The sequence below is a fragment of the Duganella sp. genome (assembly GCF_039595735.1).
Lineage (GTDB): Bacteria > Pseudomonadota > Gammaproteobacteria > Burkholderiales > Burkholderiaceae_D > Rugamonas.
Genome location: NZ_JBCNLB010000005.1, coordinates 202,321 through 222,083 on the forward strand (window position 1 = coordinate 202,321; position 19,763 = coordinate 222,083).

16 protein-coding genes are annotated in these 19,763 nt (G+C 61.7%); 11 read left to right on the forward strand and 5 right to left on the reverse strand.

Annotated elements, in window-relative coordinates; genetic code table 11:
• Positions 1–1,092: an exo-alpha-sialidase gene (locus ABDW57_RS12435; RefSeq protein ID WP_343730509.1), complete on the forward strand. Its 1,092-nt coding sequence runs from the start codon at positions 1–3 to the stop codon at positions 1,090–1,092.
• Here the strand turns inward: ABDW57_RS12435 and ABDW57_RS12440 are convergent.
• Positions 1,071–1,685 carry a TetR/AcrR family transcriptional regulator gene (locus ABDW57_RS12440; protein WP_343730510.1) on the reverse strand — a complete coding sequence of 205 codons (615 nt, stop codon included), beginning with the start codon at positions 1,683–1,685 and terminating at the stop codon, positions 1,071–1,073. The two genes, ABDW57_RS12435 and ABDW57_RS12440, sit on opposite strands and share 22 nt — an antisense overlap.
• 85 nt (positions 1,686–1,770) lie before the next feature.
• Here ABDW57_RS12440 and ABDW57_RS12445 point away from each other — a divergent pair, with 85 nt between their 5' ends.
• Positions 1,771–2,799: an MBL fold metallo-hydrolase gene (locus ABDW57_RS12445; RefSeq protein ID WP_343730511.1), complete on the forward strand. Its 1,029-nt coding sequence runs from the start codon at positions 1,771–1,773 to the stop codon at positions 2,797–2,799.
• A 75-nt stretch (positions 2,800–2,874) separates the two neighbouring features.
• Here the strand turns inward: ABDW57_RS12445 and ABDW57_RS12450 are convergent, their stop codons facing one another.
• Both ABDW57_RS12450 and ABDW57_RS12455 read right to left on the reverse strand, forming a co-directional pair.
• Entirely contained in the window at positions 2,875–3,213 is a 339-nt protein-coding gene (locus tag ABDW57_RS12450; protein WP_343730512.1) for a hypothetical protein, read from the reverse strand.
• Between the two features lie 131 nt (positions 3,214–3,344).
• Entirely contained in the window at positions 3,345–5,813 is a 2,469-nt protein-coding gene (locus tag ABDW57_RS12455) for a TonB-dependent receptor (RefSeq protein ID WP_343730513.1), read from the reverse strand.
• A gap of 157 nt (positions 5,814–5,970) precedes the next feature.
• On the opposite strand from ABDW57_RS12455, the gene ABDW57_RS12460 reads away from it, so the two are divergent.
• From ABDW57_RS12460 to ABDW57_RS12490, 7 genes are all read left to right on the forward strand, one after another.
• On the forward strand, positions 5,971–6,966 hold the full coding sequence (locus ABDW57_RS12460; protein WP_343730514.1) for a LacI family DNA-binding transcriptional regulator: 996 nt from the start codon (positions 5,971–5,973) through the stop codon (positions 6,964–6,966).
• Between the two features lie 88 nt (positions 6,967–7,054).
• Positions 7,055–9,376 (forward strand): glycosyl hydrolase family 65 protein, encoded by a 2,322-nt coding sequence (locus tag ABDW57_RS12465; RefSeq protein ID WP_343730515.1) that lies wholly within the window; start codon positions 7,055–7,057, stop codon positions 9,374–9,376.
• Positions 9,373–10,014 carry a beta-phosphoglucomutase gene (gene pgmB, locus ABDW57_RS12470; protein ID WP_343730516.1) on the forward strand — a complete coding sequence of 214 codons (642 nt, stop codon included), beginning with the start codon at positions 9,373–9,375 and terminating at the stop codon, positions 10,012–10,014. The genes ABDW57_RS12465 and pgmB overlap by 4 nt, the downstream gene beginning before the upstream one ends.
• Before the next feature lie 38 nt (positions 10,015–10,052).
• Positions 10,053–11,321 carry an MFS transporter gene (locus ABDW57_RS12475; protein WP_343730517.1) on the forward strand — a complete coding sequence of 423 codons (1,269 nt, stop codon included), beginning with the start codon at positions 10,053–10,055 and terminating at the stop codon, positions 11,319–11,321.
• A 10-nt stretch (positions 11,322–11,331) separates the two neighbouring features.
• Entirely contained in the window at positions 11,332–12,342 is a 1,011-nt protein-coding gene (locus ABDW57_RS12480; protein ID WP_343730518.1) for a substrate-binding domain-containing protein, read from the forward strand.
• A 206-nt stretch (positions 12,343–12,548) separates the two neighbouring features.
• Positions 12,549–13,361: a hypothetical protein gene (locus ABDW57_RS12485; RefSeq protein ID WP_343730519.1), complete on the forward strand. Its 813-nt coding sequence runs from the start codon at positions 12,549–12,551 to the stop codon at positions 13,359–13,361.
• 91 nt (positions 13,362–13,452) lie between these two features.
• Positions 13,453–13,857, forward strand: a complete 405-nt coding sequence (locus ABDW57_RS12490; RefSeq protein WP_343730520.1) for a hypothetical protein — start codon at positions 13,453–13,455, stop codon at positions 13,855–13,857.
• Here ABDW57_RS12490 and ABDW57_RS12495 read toward each other — a convergent pair.
• A complete protein-coding gene (locus tag ABDW57_RS12495; RefSeq protein ID WP_343730521.1) occupies positions 13,851–14,264 on the reverse strand; it encodes a RidA family protein in 414 nt (137 codons plus the stop codon). The genes ABDW57_RS12490 and ABDW57_RS12495 overlap by 7 nt on opposite strands.
• A 67-nt stretch (positions 14,265–14,331) precedes the next feature.
• Here ABDW57_RS12495 and soxR point away from each other — a divergent pair, with 67 nt between their 5' ends.
• Together soxR and ABDW57_RS12505 are read left to right on the forward strand one after the other, a co-directional pair.
• Positions 14,332–14,763: a redox-sensitive transcriptional activator SoxR gene (gene soxR / locus ABDW57_RS12500; RefSeq protein ID WP_343730522.1), complete on the forward strand. Its 432-nt coding sequence runs from the start codon at positions 14,332–14,334 to the stop codon at positions 14,761–14,763.
• A 241-nt stretch (positions 14,764–15,004) separates the two neighbouring features.
• The gene (locus ABDW57_RS12505) at positions 15,005–16,450 is read left to right on the forward strand and encodes a pectate lyase precursor (RefSeq protein ID WP_343730523.1); all 1,446 of its coding nucleotides are present in this window, start codon (positions 15,005–15,007) and stop codon (positions 16,448–16,450) included.
• Positions 16,451–16,457: 7 nt separating this feature from the next.
• Here the strand turns inward: ABDW57_RS12505 and icmF are convergent, their stop codons facing one another.
• The gene (gene icmF, locus ABDW57_RS12510) at positions 16,458–19,748 is read right to left on the reverse strand and encodes a fused isobutyryl-CoA mutase/GTPase IcmF (RefSeq protein WP_343730524.1); all 3,291 of its coding nucleotides are present in this window, start codon (positions 19,746–19,748) and stop codon (positions 16,458–16,460) included.
• Between the last annotated feature and the right edge of the window lie 15 nt (positions 19,749–19,763).

Below are 19,763 nucleotides of genomic sequence, written 5' to 3' on the forward strand. Positions count from 1 at the left end.
ATGTCCGATCGCGCCTACATCGCGACCCGCAAAGGGCTGTTTGAAGTCTACCGCACGCACGAGGCGTGGCTGCTGGACCAGCAGCATTTCCTGGGCGACCCGGTGTCGATGGTGTTGCCGGACCGGCGCGACGGCACGCTGTACGCGGCGCTCAATCTCGGCCACTTCGGCGCCAAGCTGCACCGGCGCGATCCCGGCAGCAGCGATTGGGTGGAAGTGGCGGCGCCAGCCTTTCCTGCCAAACCGGCCGACAGCGCCGATCCGGTCGAGTGGACCGTCAAGCAGGTCTGGTCGCTGGCGGCCGGCGGACCGGACGAGCCGGGCGTGCTGTGGGCCGGCACCCTGCCGGGCGGGCTGTTCCGTTCAAGCGATCGCGGCGACAGCTGGCAACTGGTGGAAGGCTTGTGGAACGTGCCCGAGCGCGCGCAATGGATGGGCGGCGGTTACGATGTGCCGGGCATCCACAGCATTTGCGTCGATCCGCGCGACAGCAAGTCGGTGCTGGTCGGCATTTCCTGCGGCGGCGCCTGGCTGACCAATGACGGCGGCGCCAGCTGGTCGCTGCGCGCCAAGGGCATGAAGGCCAATTACATGCCGCCCGAACTGGTGGACACGGAACAGGTGCAAGACCCGCACCGCATCGTGCGTTGCGCCGGCGAGCCGGACAAGCTGTGGTGCCAGCATCACAACGGCATCTGGCGCAGCACCGACAATGGCGCCAACTGGACCGAGATCAAGCCGGCCGCGCCGATTTCCAATTTCGGCTTCGTGACGGCGGTGCATCCGCAGGATGGCGAAACGGCCTGGTTCGTGCCGGCCGAGGCCGACAGCAGGCGGATTCCGCCGCAAGCCTCGCTGGCAGTCACCCGCACCACCGACGGCGGCCAGCACTTCACCGCCTGGCGCGGCGGGCTGCCGCATCAGCACTGTTACGACCTGGTGTATCGCCATGGGCTGGCGGTCAGCGATGACGGCCAGATCCTGCTGATGGGTTCGACCACCGGCGGCGCCTGGCTGTCGGAAGATGGCGGCGGCCAGTGGCAAACCATCTCCACCACCTTGCCGCCGATTTACGCGGTGGCGTTCGCGTAGGCCAGGAACATCTCGACGGTGGCCTCGACCACCTGTTGTTGCATGGCCGGGTCCAGCGGAGGCTGGCCCATGGTCACCTGCGGCCAAAAGGCAAAAGTCTTCAGCTGACCCTGCAGCATTTGCGATGCGATAAACGGATCGGCCCCGGTGAACTTGCCGTCGGCTTGCGCTGCGCGCAGCCAGCTGGTGACGGCCTCTTCCTTCACGCTCAGGCGCGCCACCATTTCCTGCGCCCGCTGCGGCGAGTGGATGGCCTCGGCGATCGCCACCCGCGCCAGATCCAGGAAATAGGCGTCCTGCAGCAATTCCATCTTCTTGCTGAGCAATTCCAGCAGCTGCGCACGCAGCGGCCGGGCCGGGTCATATGGCGCCGGACCGATGGCGGCCGTGCTATTCCACAGCTCGTGCAATATTTGCTCGAACAGTTCGTCTTTACTGGGGAAATGGTTGTACACGGTGCGTTTGGATACCCCCGCCGTGGCCGCGATCTTGTCCATGCTGGTGGCTTCGAAACCGCTGGCGCGGAATTCGGCAATGGCGGCTTCGACGATGGCCTGGCGTTTGCGGTCGGTCAGTTTGATGGGCGTGTTCATACAGCTATTTTACACCGGCTAGTTTACTTTTCAAAAAATAGATACTACACTGTGTAGTGTACATTTTCACTTGGGAGTGCCCATCATGACGTTTTCTGCTGTTGATAGCCTGGACGGTTTGTCTGTGCCCAGCGCGCCGCGCACGCGCGACGGTCGTTTCCGCAATCCGGTCAAGATGCACCAGATGGGCTTGTTCAAGTCGCTGGGCATCATGCTGCGCTTTGCTTTCGACAAGCCGAAAGACACGGTGCCCGCGCAACCGATACCCGTTCACGCGATCACGCAGCAGCAGTTAATGGATGCTCCGGATCGCAGCCTGTTCCGCCTCGGTCACTCGACGGTGCTGCTCAAGCTCAATGGCCATTTCTGGCTGACCGACCCGGTGTTTTCCGAGCGCGCCTCGCCGGTGCAGTGGGCCGGCCCGCAGCGCTTCCACGCGCCGCCGATCAGCATTGATGAGCTGCCGCCGATCAAGGGCATCATCCTGTCGCACGACCATTACGACCACCTGGACCACGCGGCCGTGCTCAAGCTGGCTGGCAAGACCGAGCATTTCATCACGCCGCTGGGCGTGGGCGACCGCCTGATTGCCTGGGGCATCCCGGCGAAAAAGGTGCAGCAGCTGAGCTGGTGGCAGACCGCGTTTGTGGCCGGCCTGAAGCTGGTGGCAACGCCGGCGCAGCACTTTTCCGGCCGCGGCCTGGGCGACCGCAACAAGACGTTGTGGGCTTCGTTTGTGATCGAGGATCGCGACGTCCGGCTGTTTTTCAGCGGCGATAGCGGTTATTTCGACGGTTTCAAGGAAATCGGCCGCCGCTACGGCCCGTTCGACCTGACCATGGTGGAAACCGGCGCTTACGATCCGCAGTGGCCGGACGTGCACATGCAGCCGGAAGAATCGCTGCAGGCCCACATCGATTTGCAGGGCAAGGTGCTGCTGCCGATTCACAACGGCACCTTCGATTTGTCGCTGCACGCCTGGCATGATCCGTTCGACCGCATCAGCCAGCTGGCGGAGGAGCGCCGCATTCCGATCGCCACGCCGGAAATCGGCCTGCCGCTGGACATCCGCCAGCCGCAGGCGGACAACAAGTGGTGGGAGCCGCTGGTTTAAATGGTCGTTCCGGCGCAGGCCGGAACCCATGGAACGCACGCAATGTATGGATTCCGGCTTGCGCCGGCATGACTTTCAGGCGGTGACGTTGATGTATTGGCCGATGGTCTGGCCCAGCGTGTTCACACGCGGCTTGGGCGGCGCCAGGTCGGCCGGCAATTGCTGGGCGGCGCGCGGCGGACTTTCAATCGCGCTGTCCAGATTGACCGTGGGCGCAGGCTTTTCCGCCGCCTGCGTGGCCTGATTGCTCTCGCGCTGGTTGTCGGCCAGCGTTTGCTTGTCCTTGGCCAGCTGCGCCCGGCTGGCGTCCAGCCGGTCCGCATCCTGATTCACGCGCACCTGATCCTTTTGCACCTGCCTTTCAGCCTGTGCAACCGATGCCTGCAGCGCGTTGATCGAGAGGAGCGTGGCCACTATCTTTCCCTAGTGCAAAATTCTGGACATGGTGAGGCAGGATCGTGTCATACGATCTATTGCAGATTAGGCCAGAAAAACAAAAAAGGCAAGGCTAACTGCGCCTTGCCCAAGAGGGACGTTACAGGAGATCAGAAGCGGTACAGCAGCGACGCTTCCCAGGTGCGGCCGAACAGCGGACGGGCGTTGATCGGACCGACGTTGCCGGTGGTGAGGCGCGAATTGCCTTCGGTCAGGCCCAGCTCGTTGTTGAGGTTGGTGCCTGCCAGACGCAGCTCGATCTTGTCACCGAAGGAGAACAGCACGCCGGCGTCGATGGTGCGGTAGGACGGCAGGTACTGTTGGTTGGCCTGGTCAGCCCAGCGCTCGCCAATCGAGGTGTAGGTCGCGTACAGCTTGGCGGCGTTGCCGTCGCCAAACGGAATGCGGTAGGTTGGCGTGAAGCGGAATTGCAGCTTCGGCTGGCGCTGCACGGTTTTGCCTTCGGTGGCCGGGTTGTCGCGGTATTCCGATTTCTGATAGTCACCGGTCAGCTGCAGTTGCAGGTTTTCGATCGGGCGCACCGCCACTTCAAACTCGATGCCGTTGCCTTTCGAGCCGCTGATCGAGCGCAGTTCCTGACCGTTGGAGAGGATTTGCGTGAACGCGATGCCGTCAAACTGCGTGTGGAAGGCGTTGATGTAGGCCGTGTACAGCTGCGACGCGGTCTTGAAGCCGATCTCGTACTGGCTGATCTTCGGCGTTGGCAGCAGGTTGCTGTCGTTGGCGTCCTTCTGGTTGCCGGCGCCGCGCAAATCATCAAACGAGATGAAGGTGTGGCCGCGGTTGGCACGCACGAACACCGAGGTGTCGCGCGCCAGCTTGTAGTTGCCGCCAATGGTGAAGGAGTTGGCGCTGTCCTTGCGGCTCAGGTAGGTGTTGGAGCCGTTCGGCATCGAGGTGCCGTTGTTGTAGACGGTCAGCGGATTGTTGTCGGTGTCGGCCGAGGTCAGGTTGGAGATGGTGCCGCTGATCTTCTGCTGCTCGTGGCGCATGCCGAAGTCGACCTTGATCTTGTCGTTGACCTTCCATTCATCCGAAACAAACACGGCGGTGTTGCGGCCGTCGTACGAGGCGACCGGCGCGTAGAACACATTGCCGTCGGTACCGTTTTTGGACACCACCACGCCGTTGTTCAGGGTGACGTTGATCAGGCTGGCTTGCGGCACGGCCGTCATCAGGTGGCTGTTGCCCAGATACCAGACGTCATGCGAGGAGTAGTCGGCAAAGTAGCCGCCCACGGTCAGCGTGTTGTCCTTGAAGATTTCCTTGCTGACGCGCAGTTCGTCGGTGAACGACTTCAATTGCTTCTCGACCGCCCACAGGCCGGCCTGCACCACCTGCTGGTTGCCGGCCACGGCGCCGCCCTTGACGAAGGTGGCGGTGCCCGAGGTCGCCAGCTGGCCGCCGGCCGCAGCGACCACGGCCGCATTGCCGTTGGCCGAGGTGATGGCGGCGTTGATGTAGTCGCTCATCGACAGCGGATTGTTGCCGGTGAACATGGCGATGGTGTTGAGGTCGCCGTCGAAGCGGTTGAACTTGTTGGAGATGCTCCAGTCGCCCACTTTCTGGTCGAAGTTGGCGCCGAACACGGTGGCTTTCAGGCCGCGGCCGTCGCCCAGGTCCCTGGTCAGGGTCTTGCCGGGCGCCGCTTCGATGGTGAAGTTGCGCATTTCGCCGCTCATCAGGGTGCCGGTCAGCGGATCGAAGCCGGGGAAGGCGGTGATGGTGCGGCCGCCGTTGCTGGAGATCAGCGGCACGCCGGTGTAAAAGGCATTCTTGTCGTCGGTGTTGCGGGCGTACAGGGTCAGCTTGCCCTGATCCAGGTTGCGGGTCAGGGTGGCGGTGATCTGGTGGCCGTCGTCGGCCGGGAAGCCGGCGTCGCGCACGCCGTCGGTCTTGCGATAGAAGCCGCCGACCGAGCCGTACCAGCCGTCACTGATCTTGCCGCCGTAGTACATGTCGACGCGGCGCAGGCTGCCGGTGCCGGTGGTGAAGCGCACCGTGCCTTCCGGCGTGTCCGTACCTTCTTTCAGGATGAAGTTCATGGTCGCGCCCGGCTGGGCGTTGGACCAGATGGTCGATGGGCCGCCGCGCAGCACTTCCACCCGTTCCACCGTATCGTCCAGGCGGAAGGCGGACGAGCCTTCAAAGAACGACAGGGTCGGCGGCGGGTAGATCGGGTTGCCCATCATCTGCACCGAGACGAACGGCGAGTCGGAGCCGGACGGGAAGCCGCGCACCTCGATGTTGGCGCCGGACTGGCCGCCGGTCGATTCAGCGTACACGCCCGGCACGATTTTCATGATGTCGGCGGTGCTGGAGGGCGCAGCTTGCTTGAGCTGTTCTTCGTTGGCGGTGGTGATCGAGAAGGCCGAGTCGACCTTGCGCACACCACGCGCCGAGGCCACACCGGTCACCACGACCTGTTGGATTTCCTTGGAAACTTCCTTGGACGGCTCCGCTGCCGGAGCGTCGGCGGTTTGGGCCTGGGCGGCAGCCTGGTTGACTAAAACGAGGACGGCGGCCGCGATGGCCGATGGCAGGAACGGGTTTTTCATCGTGTCTCTTCTTTCTTATTAGGTGTTGAGTTCGGCCATTGAAACAAGAAATGATATCGATGTCAATTGAAATGTTATCGATGTCATTTTTCGCGACAAATTAAAAATTTCTGTCATAATGCGTCCGCACCCCCGCTTTTTGACCAGAAAAACAACGATGCCCGCGAAGAAGACTGTAGCAACCACCCTGACCATGGAAGATCTGGCCAAGCTGGCCGGCGTCTCCAAAATCACGGTGTCGCGCGCCTTGCGCGACAGTCCGCTAGTGACGCCGGAAACGCGCGAGAAAATCCGTGCGCTGGCAGAGGAGCAGGGCTACCGTTTGAATGTGAGCGCGCGCAATTTGCGCATGGGCCGCAGTTATTCGGTGGCGGTTGTTGTAGAAATGACACCCGTGCGCGGTCGGCCGATGTCCGATCCCTACCCGCTGGAGCTGCTGGGCGGCATTACGCAGGAGCTGACCACGGCGGGCTACAGTGTTGTTTTAACGTCCAAGCAGTTGATGAACACGGCGCCGGTGATGGGCGCGGATGGCCTGATCCTGCTGGGCCAGGGCTCGCATGGCGAGGCGGTGCGCACCCTGCAGCAGACTGGCATGCCGCTGGTGGTGTGGGGCGCGCCGCAGCAGGGGGCCGATTACATCGTGGTCGGCTCGGACAACCGCAAGGGCGGCATCAGCGCGGCCGAGCGCTTCATCGCGCAGGGCCGGCAAAAGCTGGTGTTCCTGGGCGATGTCGACCACGCGGAGGTGCAGGAACGCTGCGCCGGCTTTATCGATGCGATGGGCGGTGCGGCCACGGTGCACATCATCCGTCCGAAGGCGTTCACGTTTGAGGCGGGCTTTGACAGCATTTCGGCGTTGCTGAAGAAGAAGGGCGCGTCATTTGACGGCGTGTTTGCCGCCAGCGATTTGCTGGCCATGGGCGCGATCCGCGCGCTGGCCGAGAAGAATTTGCGGGTGCCGGAGAATGTTTCCGTCATCGGCTACGACGATACGCCGGGCGCGGCCAGCTTCGTGCCGCCCCTGACCAGCGTGCACCAGTACCTGCGCGATGGCGGCGTGTTGTTGGCTAAAAAGATGTTGGGCCTGATCGAAGGCCAGCCGGTCGCTTCTGAAATGCTGCCGACCACCCTGATGGTACGGCAGACCTAGTTTCCCCGAAAAACAGCAAAATTTGACTAAAAACCGTTGTTTTTTGAAATTCAAACCGCTTTGAATCGCTTTTTCTAAGGAATTCGCTGTGCAACAACACACTTATCCTCTTGAAGCCTGGTGCATCCGCGAGACCAGCTTTGACACCGCATCCCATTTCCTCGATGAGACGCTGTTTGCGCTGGGGAATGGCTATATCGGCCTGCGCGGGACCGGCGAGGAGGGCTACAGCGGCCCTGCCGGCACCTCGCTGGACGGCACTTACCTGAACGGTTTCTATGAGTCCGAGCCGATCCAGTATCCGGAAGCGGCGTACGGTCTGGCCAGGGTCAACCAGTTCATGCTGAATGTGCCGAACGCCAAGGGCGTGGAGTTGTGGCTGGGCGATGAGCGATTCGATCTGCTGACCGGTTCCGTGCAAACCTATGAGCGCGTGCTGGATTTCCGTACCGGCCTGCTGACGCGCGTGGTGGAGTGGACCTCGCCGCAAGGCCGCAGCGTGCGCGTGCGCAGCCGCCGCATGGTCAGCTTCGAGAACAAGCATTTGTTTGCGATCGAGTTCGAAGTCACCTCGCTGAACTTTGAAGGCCGCATGCGCCTGGTGTCCGCGCTAGATGGCGCGGTGAAGAACCAGGAAGCCGGCGACGATCCGCGCGTGGGTTCGGCTATCTCCGGCCCGACGCTGCACATGGTGGATGCCGAGCAGACCGACAGCTTCTCGGCACTGGTGCAGAAGACGCACAACAGCGGCTTCACGCTGGTCAGCGCCACACAATCGTTGCTAAGCGCCGATCTGCCTGCCGTCTGCGCGCAGGATGGCCAGCGATTGACGCAAAGCTGGGAACTGGCGGTGAGCGCCGGCCAGTCGGTCACGCTGACCAAGTACGGCAGCTATTACTCCTCGCGCGACTACGATGCCAAAGAGCTGATGTGGCGCAGCAAGGACACGCTGACCAATGCCGCCGCCGCAGGCTTTGATGACCTGCGTCTGGCGCAGGAGCAGTATCTGGCCGACTTCTGGCAGCAGGCCGACGTGCAGATTGCCGGCGACGACGCGCTTCAGCAAGGCATGCATTTCAACCAGTTCCACCTGCTGCAGTCGGTGGGCCGTGACGGCAAGACCAACATCTCCGCCAAAGGCGTCACCGGCGAAGGCTACGAGGGTCACTATTTCTGGGACACGGAAATCTACATCTTCCCGTTCTTCCTGTATTCCAAACCCGAGATCGCACGCAAGCTGCTGGAGTACCGCTACGCCGGCCTGCCGAAAGCGCGCGAGCGTGCCCGCCAGATGTCGCATGACAAGGGCGCGCTCTACCCATGGCGCACCATCGCCGGCGACGAATGCTCGGCCTACTTCCCGGCGGGGACGGCGCAGTATCACATCAACGCCGATATCGCTTATTCGATCAGGATGTACATGGACGCCACCGGCGATCAGGAGTACCTGGTCAAGGCCGGCGCGGAAATTGTGATGGAGACGGCGCGCATCTGGACCGGCATCGGTTCGTATGACCGCGAGGGCCGCTTCTGCATCAACCAGGTGACCGGTCCGGACGAATATACGGCGCTGGTCAACAACAACTACTACACCAACGCCATGGCGCAGATGCACCTGAACTTCGCGGCATCGATCGCGGAACAGCTGCAGGCGCAGGCGCCGTCCGAGTTCGCGCGCATTGCCGTCGCCATGGCGCTGGATGCTGGCGAGCCGGCCGGGTGGCGCCGTGCCGCGGCGCTGATGCATCTGCCGTACGACGCAGCGCTGCAAATCCACGCGCAGGACGACAGCTTCCTGTCCAAGAAAGTGTGGGACTTTGCCAACACGCCAAAAGAAAATTATCCGCTGTTGCTGAACTATCACCCGATGGTGATCTACCGCCATCAGGTGTGCAAGCAGGCCGACGTGGTGCTGGCGCTGCTGCTGCTGAGCGATCAGTTCTCGCTGGAAGACAAGCGCCGCGATTTTGATTATTACGAGGCGGTGACCACGCACGATTCGTCGCTGTCGTCCTGCATCTTCGGGATTATCGCGGCGGAGGTGGGCTATCAGGACAAGGCCTATCACTACTTCATGGAGACCGCGCGCCTCGATCTGGACGACACGCACGGCAATACCCACTACGGCGTGCACACGGCGGCCATGGCCGGCACCTGGCTGGGCGTGGCGTATGGCTTTGCCGGCATGCGCGTGGTCGGCGGCGCGCTGCACTTTTCCCCGCAGTTGCCGAAGCAGTGGCAGCACTACACCTTCAAGATCCATTTCCGTGGCGCGCTGCTGGAAGTGCATGTACAAGCAGGCCGCGTTGAGTATCGCCTGCTGCAGGGCGATGCGCTGGAATTTACGCATGGCGGCGAAACGGTGACGCTGACGCTGTCGCAACCCAAACAAGCAAGGAGTTTCGCATGAGCCGCTTCAAGGCAGTTATCTTCGATCTGGATGGCGTGATTACCGACACCGCCCACTATCATTACCTCGCGTGGAAGCAGTTGGCGGAATCGCAGGGCGTACATTTCGATCATGAGTTCAATGAGAGCCTGAAGGGCATCGACCGCATGGGCTCGCTGGATCTGATCCTGGCGTCGGCCGCGCGCAAGTACACGCCGGAAGAAAAGCTGGCGCTGGCGGACAGCAAGAACCGGCATTATCAGGAGCTGATCTCCACCATGTCGGCAGATGACTTGCTGCCCGGCGCGGTGGCAGCGTTGGACGCGGTGCGCGCCGCCGGCCTGCGCATCGGTCTGGCCTCGGTCAGCAAGAACGCCTTTACGGTGCTGGGCCGCTTGGGCATCACCGATAAATTCGATTACGTGGTGGATGCCGCCACCATCGCGCGCGGCAAGCCGGACCCGGAGATCTTTCTGCGTGCGGCCAGTGAGCTGGGCGTGGCGCCGGCCGACTGCCTCGGTGTTGAAGACGCGGTAGCCGGCGTGGCGGCGATCAAGGCCGCGGGCATGTTCGCGCTGGGGATAGGCCATCCCTTCGTGCTGACGGAAGCGGACGTGGTGATAACAAGCCTGAAAGAATTCAACCTCGCCGCATATTGAATGACGCCGCGTCGCGCGCGGCACATGGAGACAGCAGCATGAAAAACAACAAAATACTCTTCGCGCTATTCCTGGTCTACTTCGTCTTCGCCATCCTGCTCAACAGCGTGGGCACGGTGATCCTGCAAGTGATCGGCAACTATGGCGTGAGCAAATCAGCCGCCAGCGTGCTGGAAGGTTTCAAGGACTTGCCGATTGCGGTGGTGTCGTTTCTGGTGGCGTCCTTTTTGCCGCGCGTCGGTTACAAGAAGGCGATGCTGATCGGGCTTGCCATCGTCACCGCCGCTTGCGTGGCGATGCCGCTGCTGCCGTCGTTCGCCACCACCAAGGCCTTGTTCTTCTGCGTGGGCGTGTCGTTCGCGCTGGTGAAGGTGTCGGTGTACTCGACGCTCGGCCTGATCGCCGTCGACCGCAAGCAGCATGCCAGCACCATGAATCTGCTGGAGGGTTTCTTCATGCTGGGCGTGTTGAGCGCTTACTGGGTGTTCGGCTACTTCATCGACTCGCATGATCCGCTGTCGCAAAGCTGGCTGCATGTGTACTGGGTGTTGGCGGTGCTGTGTGTGCTGACCTTTGTGCTGATTTTGTCCACGCCGTTCAATGAATCGATGGCGGCGCTGCCGGAAGGGCGCAGCATCGCACAGGATTTCGCCGCCATGCTCAAGCTGTTCTTCAAGCCGCTGGTGTGCGTGTTTGTAATCACAGCCTTCCTGTACGTGCTGATCGAACAAAGCGTGGGCACCTGGCTGCCGACCTTCAACAACGAAATCCTCAAGCTGCCTGCGGCAATGAGCGTGGAAGTCACCAGCATCTTTGCCGCCTGCCTGGCGGTGGGGCGGCTGTCGGCCGGCGTGCTGATGCGCAAGCTGAACTGGTATCCGGTGATGAATGCCTGCGTGGTCGGCATGGCCGCCATGGTGCTGCTGGCGCTGCCGCTGACGCATGATGTGGTGGCTGATCCGCACATCACCTGGGCGACGGCGCCGCTGGCGACCTTCCTGTTCCCGCTGATCGGACTGTTCATGGCGCCGATTTACCCCGGCATCAATTCCGTAATGCTGAGCTCCTTGCCGAAGAATCAACATTCGGCCATGACCGGCCTGCTGGTGATTTTTTCGGCACTGGGCGGTACGACCGGTTCGCTGATTACCGGTTATGTTTTTGGTAACTTCAGCGGGCATTTCGCCTTCTATCTGACCTTGGTTCCCATCACAATTGTCCTGATAATGTTGTATTTCTTCAAAAGAGCAGTCGATGACGGTGGCGGTAAATTCGACGCCAACGCTATAATCAGCGGTCAACATTGAACGATCGGCTATGAACCTCGCGCATCTTGCAAACCACCTTGGCATGTCCAAGACCACGGTGAGCCGCGCGTTAAACGGTTACCCAGAGGTCAATGTACGTACCCGCGAGCGGGTGTTGAAGGCGGCCAAGGAGGTCGGCTACCAGCCGAATCCGATGGCGCGCTCGCTGGCGCTGGGCCGTACCAATGTGTTTGGCATCATCTACCCGCTGCAGCCGGCGGATCTGGGCGACTCCATGTTCCTGGAAGTGATGGCCGGCATGTCGGCCGCGCTGGAAGAGGTCTCCAAAAGCCTGATCATCGCGCCGGTGTCGCCGGCGGCGGAGCAGCGCTCCTACCAGCAGATCGTGCGCGGACGGCGCGTCGATGGCCTGGTGGTGGGGCGCACGCTGGTGCGCGACGAGCGCATCGCCTTCCTCAGCAAAGCCAAGTTTCCCTTTGTGGCGCATGGACGCACGGAGCTGAATGCGCCGTACGCGTGGTTCGATTACGACAACGAAGCCGGCATCCGCATGGCGATGGAGCGCTTGCTGGGGCTCGGCCATCAGCGGGTGGCCTTGATCAGTGCGCCGCTGGAACTGAACTTCGCGCTGCAGCGCAAGAACAGCTTCGTGGCCGCGCTGGCGGCGGCCGGCCTGCAGGCCGACCCGCGCTACCTGATCGACAACACGCTGGATCGCCGCAGCGGCTACCAGGCCATGCAACAGCTGCTGGCCTGCTCGCCGCGGCCGACGGCGGTAATCGTCGACAACCACCTGTCCGGCGTCGGCGCGATGCGCGCACTGCTGGATGCGGGTGTGGAGATCGGCAAGGAAATCTCTGTCATCGTCTGGGGCAATATGGCCGACACCCTGTCCGGCGCCAACGTCACCACCATCGATCAACCCGACCCACGCAAAGCTGGCGCGCGCATGGTCGCCATGCTGCAGTCGCTGGTCGACGGCACGCCCGCCAGCGAACTGCACGAGCTGTGGCAGCCCGCGCTGCTGGATGGCTCTACCGTCGGCCCCGTCAAGACGTAGCCGCACGCCATCCGCAATTACAGCGAATTACAATGAACCGTTGTAATTACAATTGCGGCGGTAATTTATGGCAAAGCGGAAAACTCCCATCGCCTGGCATTATCCGCGGACCTCGCTGGCGCAGACGTATCTGAGGACTTTGGATGCCGGTCTGATTTCGTCGCTCGTCTTATTTGCGCCACGCCGCAAGGGGGAAGACGGAATTTTTGCTGGAAGACCTGCTGCCCGCCGCCGAGTCCTCCGGTTACAGGACGGTGTATTGCAGTATGTGGCAGAACCGCACCGATCCGCTTGCAGCGCTGCTCGCCGCGCTCTCGCAGGCCTCCCAGCCGCGCGCCTGGCTGCATCAACGGTTCTTGCGACCGTTCAAGAAGACCAGCATCGAGGTTGAAGTCGAGCATCTGGGTAAGCTCAGCGCTGAAGCCGAGTTTCGTACGCGCGATGAGGGTGGGCCGGAACGGCTGCAGCGATTGCCTGAGTTATTGGATGCAGTGATCGCGGCTTCCAAGGGACATGTGCTGATTGCCTTCGATGAGATTCAACATCTGGCCAAGCCAGAGTTCCAGGAGCTGGTTGCAGCGCTGCGCACGACTCTGGACTTGCGTAAGAAATCGGTGAAGAGTGTTTTCACCGGGTCTTCCCGGCATCGCTTGCAGATGATGTTCAGTCAGATCAAGACACCGCTTTCCCAGTTCAGCCAGACCACGGATTTTCCTGACCTGGACGACGAATTTTTCATTTTCATGGCCGGGGCCTTTCAGCAAGCTACGCAGCGCAAGTTATCGCTCAGTGCGGCGCACAACGCGTTCGTGCTGCTAGGACGGACACCAGGACTGTTCCATGACGCGATTGAACGTTTGATGAAATCGGGCGGCACAGAGATCGACGACGTGGCCCGGCAGGTGCTTGCGGAGTCGCATCAGGCCTCAGGATACGCTCACCGCTCGCCAGATACAAGTGGCGGTAGAGCGTCTGCTCTCGGAGCAGATCATTTATCAAAGCGGCAGGGGGCAATATGAATTCGAAGACTATCAGTTGGCCAAATGGCTGCAGATGGTCTAGCGCTGTTTATAAGGTAAAGTGATGGTTTCTACATCCTCGTGAAATCGCATGAAACCTTATCTGGGGTACGCCGCTTTGGCGCTTTTGATGGGCGGTTGTGCCAGTGTGCAGCAGCCGCCATCGGCGCCTGTGATATTGGAAAACACCGGGACGGAATTCCCGACCATGTGCATGCTGTTGGAAGCAGATGGGAGTCTGGTTTTCCGTGGCGGCTTTGGCTTCTACCAGCCAAGCACCTGGCGTCGCGCGGATAACGATATGTTGATTATCACCCTGGGCGGCAAGGAGCCATTCCCTACTGAGGTGTTCAAGCAGTTGCCCAAGCATGTTGGCGGGCTGCTCAGCTTTGACGAGAAGCGGCGGGAGGTTACTTACCGCTTCGACGCCAAGACTGAATTTCTCAACTTTGGCAACTTCTACTTCTATCGCGCCGCAGCCTGCCACGCTCAGTAAATCTCGTCCCGCAGCTGCTGGATGGCGGTGGCTTCGATTTCAAACAGCATGCCGTCTAGCGCCAGGCGCGGTACGGGGATCAGTGTGCACGCTGGCGCCGGATGATCGCCCCACATGGCGCGCAGGGCCTGGCTGAATATCGCCAGCCGGTGTTCGCTGTGATCGACAATCAGCGCGGTGACCTTCGCAACATCGGTGCACGACGCGCCAGCGGCCGATAACGCGGTGTGCAGATTGCGCAGCGCTTGCGCGACCTGCTCGCCAAAATCCTGCGACAGATCGCCCTGCGCATTTTCGCCGCCTTGCCCGGCGATGTAGATGAGGCGCGCAGGCGCTTCAGCAACAACGACATGGCTGTAGCCATTCGGACGCGGGTCGTACAGACCCTGAGGGTTAATGAATTTCATGGTGTCCTTTTGCAGTGAATGTGGGGACACTATAAAATCTCAACTTAACTTGAGGTCAAGGGGTTTTATGAGCCAAAGCGAATTGGGCGTCGGCGAGTTGGCGCAGCGTTCAGGAGTTGCCGTCTCCGCGCTGCACTTTTATGAAGCCCGGGGATTGATCCACTCGGTGCGAACAGCGGGCAACCAGCGCCGCTATGCCCGCTCGGTGTTGCGCAGGCTGGCGGTGATCAAGGTCGCCCAGCGCGTCGGTCTGCCTCTGGCGGAGATCGCGCGGGCACTGGATGCGCTGCCGTCCGGCCGCACGCCGACCGTGGCGGACTGGCGCCGGCTGTCCGCCGCCTGGAAGCAGGAACTCGAAGAACGGATCAAGACGCTGACCCAGTTGCGCGATCAACTGGATGGCTGCATCGGTTGCGGATGCCTGTCCCTCAAAGCTTGCCCGTTGCGTAACGCCGGCGACGAGATGGCGCAGCAAGGCGCAGGCCCGCATTTCCGCTAGTTGCATTATTTTTTCTGCAGGATTAGTATTTAAGCACCGCCGATGATTCGATTTGTCGTCGGTTTTTGACCTGAGCGAACTCGGTTTCCTCAACCCTCTTCGCAACGGCGGCAGGTACGCAAGGTGCCTGAATGTTGATCCAGTCCCACCCATAAAAAATCTCTCATTGCTGCCTGCAAGGCAGGCGCACGTGGGTATGGATCATCGCGAGCTGTCAGTGCATTTCAACCTGGAGACAAGCATGAAATATCCACTACTCGTGGCCAGCCTGCTGCTGGCTTCATCCGCGCATTCCGCCGCCATCGACGCCAAGTCCCTGACCGGCGCCAGCACGCCGTTGCAGACCGCGCAGTACGGCGTACGCAATTACTCCGCCCCGGTGCTGACCGGCGGCCTGCACGATCCGACCGGCTATGCCGCCGCGCCCAAGCTGCCTGCGTGGCAGTTCGCGTCCGCCGATCCGACCGGCGGCGTGCTGACCTTTGAACGCGATCCGGCGCCGGCCAGCGGCTGGCATGCACATTCAAGCAAGGGGCCGGTGCTGGTGACCGGCGGCGGCTCGGCCATCGCCAATCGCATCTATACGGTGTACAACGGCCAGCAACTGGTGGCCGCCATCGCGGAGGCGGGCAATGAGCCCAAGATCATTCGTGTGATTGGCCACATCGACCTGCGCTGGAGCCAGAACAATACGGTGTTCCGCGAGTACACCAGCTACTCGGACCAGAAATATGGCGGCTCGATCGCCATCCCGTCCAACACTACGCTGGTCGGCATCAACGATGCGCAAGGGCGGCCGGCGCGCATCACCGGCACCGCGCTGCTGATCGGCGGCGAGCTGGCGCTGACCGCGGGCGGCGATCCGGAAGCGGATTTCAAGAAGTGGATTGCGGATGGCAAGAATGGTGACGACTATCCCACCTGGACCCGCAACGTCATCGTGCGCAATCTGATGATCGATACGCCGTGGGATGTCAACCCGGAGGATGCCGACAACGCTTATGCCGACGGCCTGACGGTGTCGCGCGGCCAGAATATCTATCTGGACCACCTGACCATCAGCGACGGCGATACGCCGGATTCGCTGGCCACCGGCACCTACGACACGCGTCACGACGGCGCGCTTGATGTGGTACGCGGCAGCGACTACGTCACCATCGCCAATAGCGTCTTCGGCAAACACCACAAGACCACGCTGGTGGGTAACGGCGACTCAGGGCGCGCATGGAGTGATGAGGGACGCCTGCATGTGACCTTCAGCGGCAACTGGTGGGACGGCGCCACCACGCGCTTGCCATTGAACCGCTACGGGCAGGTCCACATGTTCAACAATCTGATTTCCGGGAATGTCTCGACCAAGGACACCGACGTCAAATTCTCCAGCGGCACCGATGCGCGCTATCGCTCGAATATGCTGCTGGAGAACCAGTACTACAACATCACCGGTCTGAAGTTGACGGAGTTCTGCGGCAAGGCGATCAAGGGCAAGGATTTTCTTGGTTTCCGCTCATCCGGCCACGTGTTCGTCAGCGACAAATCCGGCACCAATGCGGTGGACGGCCAGTGCGGACTGGCGCAGCCCAGCAGCGCAAACCTGTGGACGCCACCGTATGCATACACACTGCAAACGGCAACGGCCACTCTGACTTCCGTGCCTGCCAGCGCTGGCGCCGGCAAGCTGAAGTAGCCAGTCCTTACATATTGCGGCGGTACTGACCGCCGACTTCGAACAACGCGGTGGTGATCTGGCCAAGCGAGCAGACACGCACCGCGTCCATCAGTTTTTCGAACACGTTGGCGTTGTCGATGGCGGCTTGCTGCAGTGCCGCCAGCGCTTGCGGCGCTTCGGCCGCATGGCGCGCGTGGAAGTCTTCCAGGCGCTTGAGCTGCGATTGCTTCTCATCGTCGGTGGAGCGCGCCAGTTCAATCTGCGCTGGCGCTTCCACGCCCTTCGGATTGCGGAAGGTGTTGACGCCGATGATCGGCAAGGTGCCGTCGTGCTTCTGGTGCTCGTACAGCATGGACTCTTCCTGAATCTTGCCGCGCTGGTAGCCGGTTTCCATTGCACCCAGCACGCCGCCGCGTTCCGCGATGCGTTCGAATTCCTGCAGCACTGCTTCTTCCACCAGATCGGTCAGCTCGTCGATAATAAACGAGCCCTGGTTCGGATTCTCGTTCTTGGCCAGGCCCCATTCGCGGTTGATGATCAGCTGGATCGCCAGCGCGCGGCGTACCGATTCGTCGGTCGGCGTGGTGATGGCTTCGTCGTAGGCGTTGGTGTGCAGCGAGTTGCAGTTGTCGTAAATCGCGATCAGCGCCTGCAGCGTGGTGCGGATATCGTTGAAGTCGATCTCCTGTGCGTGCAACGAGCGGCCCGAGGTCTGCACGTGGTACTTGAGCTTTTGCGAGCGGTCGTTGGCGCCGTATTTGTCGCGCATCGCCACCGCCCAGATGCGGCGGGCCACGCGGCCCAGCACCGTGTATTCTGGGTCCATGCCGTTTGAGAAGAAGAACGACAGGTTGGGCGCGAAGTCGTCGATATGCATGCCGCGCGCCAGATAGGCTTCAACAAACGTAAAGCCGTTCGACAGCGTGAATGCCAATTGCGAAATCGGATTCGCGCCCGCTTCCGCGATGTGGTAGCCGGAGATGGACACCGAGTAGAAGTTGCGCACCTGATGGTGCACGAAGTATTCCTGGATATCACCCATCACCTTCAGCGAGAACTCGGTTGAGAAGATGCAGGTGTTCTGCCCCTGGTCTTCCTTCAGGATGTCCGCCTGCACGGTGCCGCGTACGTTTTGCAGCACCCATGCCTTGATCTTGGCCGCTTCGTCGGCGCTCGGCTGGCGCTTGTTCTCTTCGACGAACTTGTCGATCTGCTGGTCGATGGCGGTGTTCATGAACATCGCCAGGATGGTCGGCGCCGGGCCGTTGATGGTCATCGACACCGACGTGCTTGGGCTGCACAGGTTGAAGCCATCGTACAGCACTTTCATGTCGTCCAGCGTGGCGATCGATACACCCGAGTTGCCGACTTTTCCGTAGATGTCCGGACGCAGTGCCGGATCGGCGCCGTACAAGGTCACCGAGTCGAACGCGGTCGACAGGCGCTTGGCGTCCATGCCGGTGGAGACCAGCTTGAAGCGGCGGTTGGTGCGGAAGGCGTCGCCTTCGCCGGCGAACATGCGGGTTGGATCTTCGCCTTCGCGCTTGAACGCGAACACGCCGGCGGTGAAGGGGAAGGAGCCTGGCACGTTTTCCAGCATCAGGAAGCGCAGGATTTCGCCGTGGTCCTCGTAACGCGGCAGCGCCACCTTGCGGATGCGCGTGCCAGACAGCGTGTGCTGCACCAGGCGGGTACGGATTTCCTTGTCGCGGATTTTCACCACGTAGTCGTCGCCGGCGTAAGCGGCTTGCATGTCGGGCCATTGCGCCAGCAGTTTTTTGGCGCCGGCATCCATCTCGGCATCGCGCTCGGCGATCAGGTCGTCGAAGTCGGCGGTTTTATGCGCGATGGCCAGCATGCGTTTGGATTCGCTCAGCTGCTGGCGTTCGCGCGCCAGCGTGACCTGCTTGCGCGTGAAGCGGTGGTAGCCGCGCACGGTGTCGGCAATCTCCGCCAGATAGCGCGCACGCGCTGGCGGCACGATGACGTTCTTGCCGCTGGAGTGGCGCACGTCGGCCGATATCAGCTTGCCCGGCTGTGCGCGCAGGCCCAGTTGCACCAGGCGTGGCAGCAGACCCTGATACAGCGCGGTGACGCCGTCGTCATTGAAGCGCGATGCCTGCGTGCCGTAGACCGGCATTTCGTCCGGGCGCTTGCTCCACAGTTCGCGGTTGCGCTGGTACTGCTTGGCGACGTCGCGCAGCGCATCCTGCGCGCCCTTGCGGTCAAACTTGTTGATGGCGATGAAATCGGCAAAATCGAGCATGTCGATTTTTTCCAGCTGCGAGGCGGCGCCGAATTCCGGCGTCATCACGTACATCGATACGTCCACATGCGGCACGATGGCGGCATCGCCCTGGCCGATGCCGGAGGTTTCAACAATCACCAGATCGAAGCCGGCCACTTTGCAGGCGGCGATAACGTCCGGCAGCGCCTGCGAAATCTCGGAGCCCGCTTCACGCGTGGCCAGGGAGCGCATGAACACGCGCGACTGGCCCGCCCACGGGTTGATGGCGTTCATGCGGATACGGTCGCCCAGCAGCGCGCCGCCGGATTTGCGGCGCGATGGGTCGATCGAGATCACGGCGATGTTCAAGGAGTCGCCCTGGTCCAGGCGGATGCGGCGGATCAGTTCATCGGTCAGCGAGGATTTGCCGGCGCCGCCGGTGCCGGTGATGCCCAGCGTCGGTACAGGCAGGTTTTCCGCGGCGGCCAGCAGTTCGGCACGCAGTGCCGGTGCGGTCTTGTCATTTTCCAGCGCGGTGATCAGCTGCGCCAGCGGGCGATGGCGCGCGGCGATATCCGCGCCTTCGCGCAGCGGCGCCAGCGAGGTTGGCGAGTACTGCGACAGATCGATATCGCACTGCTGCACCATCCACAGGATCATGCCGACCAGGCCCATACGCTGGCCATCTTCGGGGCTGAAGATTTTGGTGACGCCGTACGCGTGCAGCTCTTCGATTTCGTGCGGCACAATCACGCCACCGCCGCCGCCGAAGACCTTGATGTGCGCACCGCCGCGCTGGCGCAGCAGGTCGATCATGTATTTGAAGTATTCAACGTGGCCGCCCTGGTAGCTGGAGATGGCGATGCCCTGCACATCTTCCGCCAGCGCGGCGGTGACCACTTCATCCACCGAGCGGTTGTGGCCCAGGTGGATGACTTCCACGCCGTTCGATTGCAGGATGCGGCGCATGATGTTGATCGAGGCGTCGTGGCCGTCGAACAGCGAGGCCGCCGTGACAAAGCGGACCTTGTTCCTGGTGCGGGGCTGGTCGTCCACCGCCGCGATTTTCGGGGTCGAGAGATCGTTCATTGGTGTCCCTAATAA

What these genes read in the sequence shown, in the direction of transcription:
- ABDW57_RS12435 (WP_343730509.1), top strand. Translation starts at nt 1, where the DNA reads ATGTCCGATCGCGCCTACATCGCGACCCGCAAAGGGCTGTTTGAAGTC.
- ABDW57_RS12440 (WP_343730510.1), bottom strand. Translation starts at nt 1,685, where the DNA reads ATGAACACGCCCATCAAACTGACCGACCGCAAACGCCAGGCCATCGTC.
- ABDW57_RS12445 (WP_343730511.1), top strand. Translation starts at nt 1,771, where the DNA reads ATGACGTTTTCTGCTGTTGATAGCCTGGACGGTTTGTCTGTGCCCAGC.
- ABDW57_RS12455 (WP_343730513.1), bottom strand. Translation starts at nt 5,813, where the DNA reads ATGAAAAACCCGTTCCTGCCATCGGCCATCGCGGCCGCCGTCCTCGTT.
- ABDW57_RS12460 (WP_343730514.1), top strand. Translation starts at nt 5,971, where the DNA reads ATGCCCGCGAAGAAGACTGTAGCAACCACCCTGACCATGGAAGATCTG.
- pgmB (WP_343730516.1), top strand. Translation starts at nt 9,373, where the DNA reads ATGAGCCGCTTCAAGGCAGTTATCTTCGATCTGGATGGCGTGATTACC.
- ABDW57_RS12475 (WP_343730517.1), top strand. Translation starts at nt 10,053, where the DNA reads ATGAAAAACAACAAAATACTCTTCGCGCTATTCCTGGTCTACTTCGTC.
- ABDW57_RS12480 (WP_343730518.1), top strand. Translation starts at nt 11,332, where the DNA reads ATGAACCTCGCGCATCTTGCAAACCACCTTGGCATGTCCAAGACCACG.
- ABDW57_RS12490 (WP_343730520.1), top strand. Translation starts at nt 13,453, where the DNA reads ATGAAACCTTATCTGGGGTACGCCGCTTTGGCGCTTTTGATGGGCGGT.
- ABDW57_RS12495 (WP_343730521.1), bottom strand. Translation starts at nt 14,264, where the DNA reads ATGAAATTCATTAACCCTCAGGGTCTGTACGACCCGCGTCCGAATGGC.
- soxR (WP_343730522.1), top strand. Translation starts at nt 14,332, where the DNA reads ATGAGCCAAAGCGAATTGGGCGTCGGCGAGTTGGCGCAGCGTTCAGGA.
- ABDW57_RS12505 (WP_343730523.1), top strand. Translation starts at nt 15,005, where the DNA reads ATGAAATATCCACTACTCGTGGCCAGCCTGCTGCTGGCTTCATCCGCG.
- icmF (WP_343730524.1), bottom strand. Translation starts at nt 19,748, where the DNA reads ATGAACGATCTCTCGACCCCGAAAATCGCGGCGGTGGACGACCAGCCC.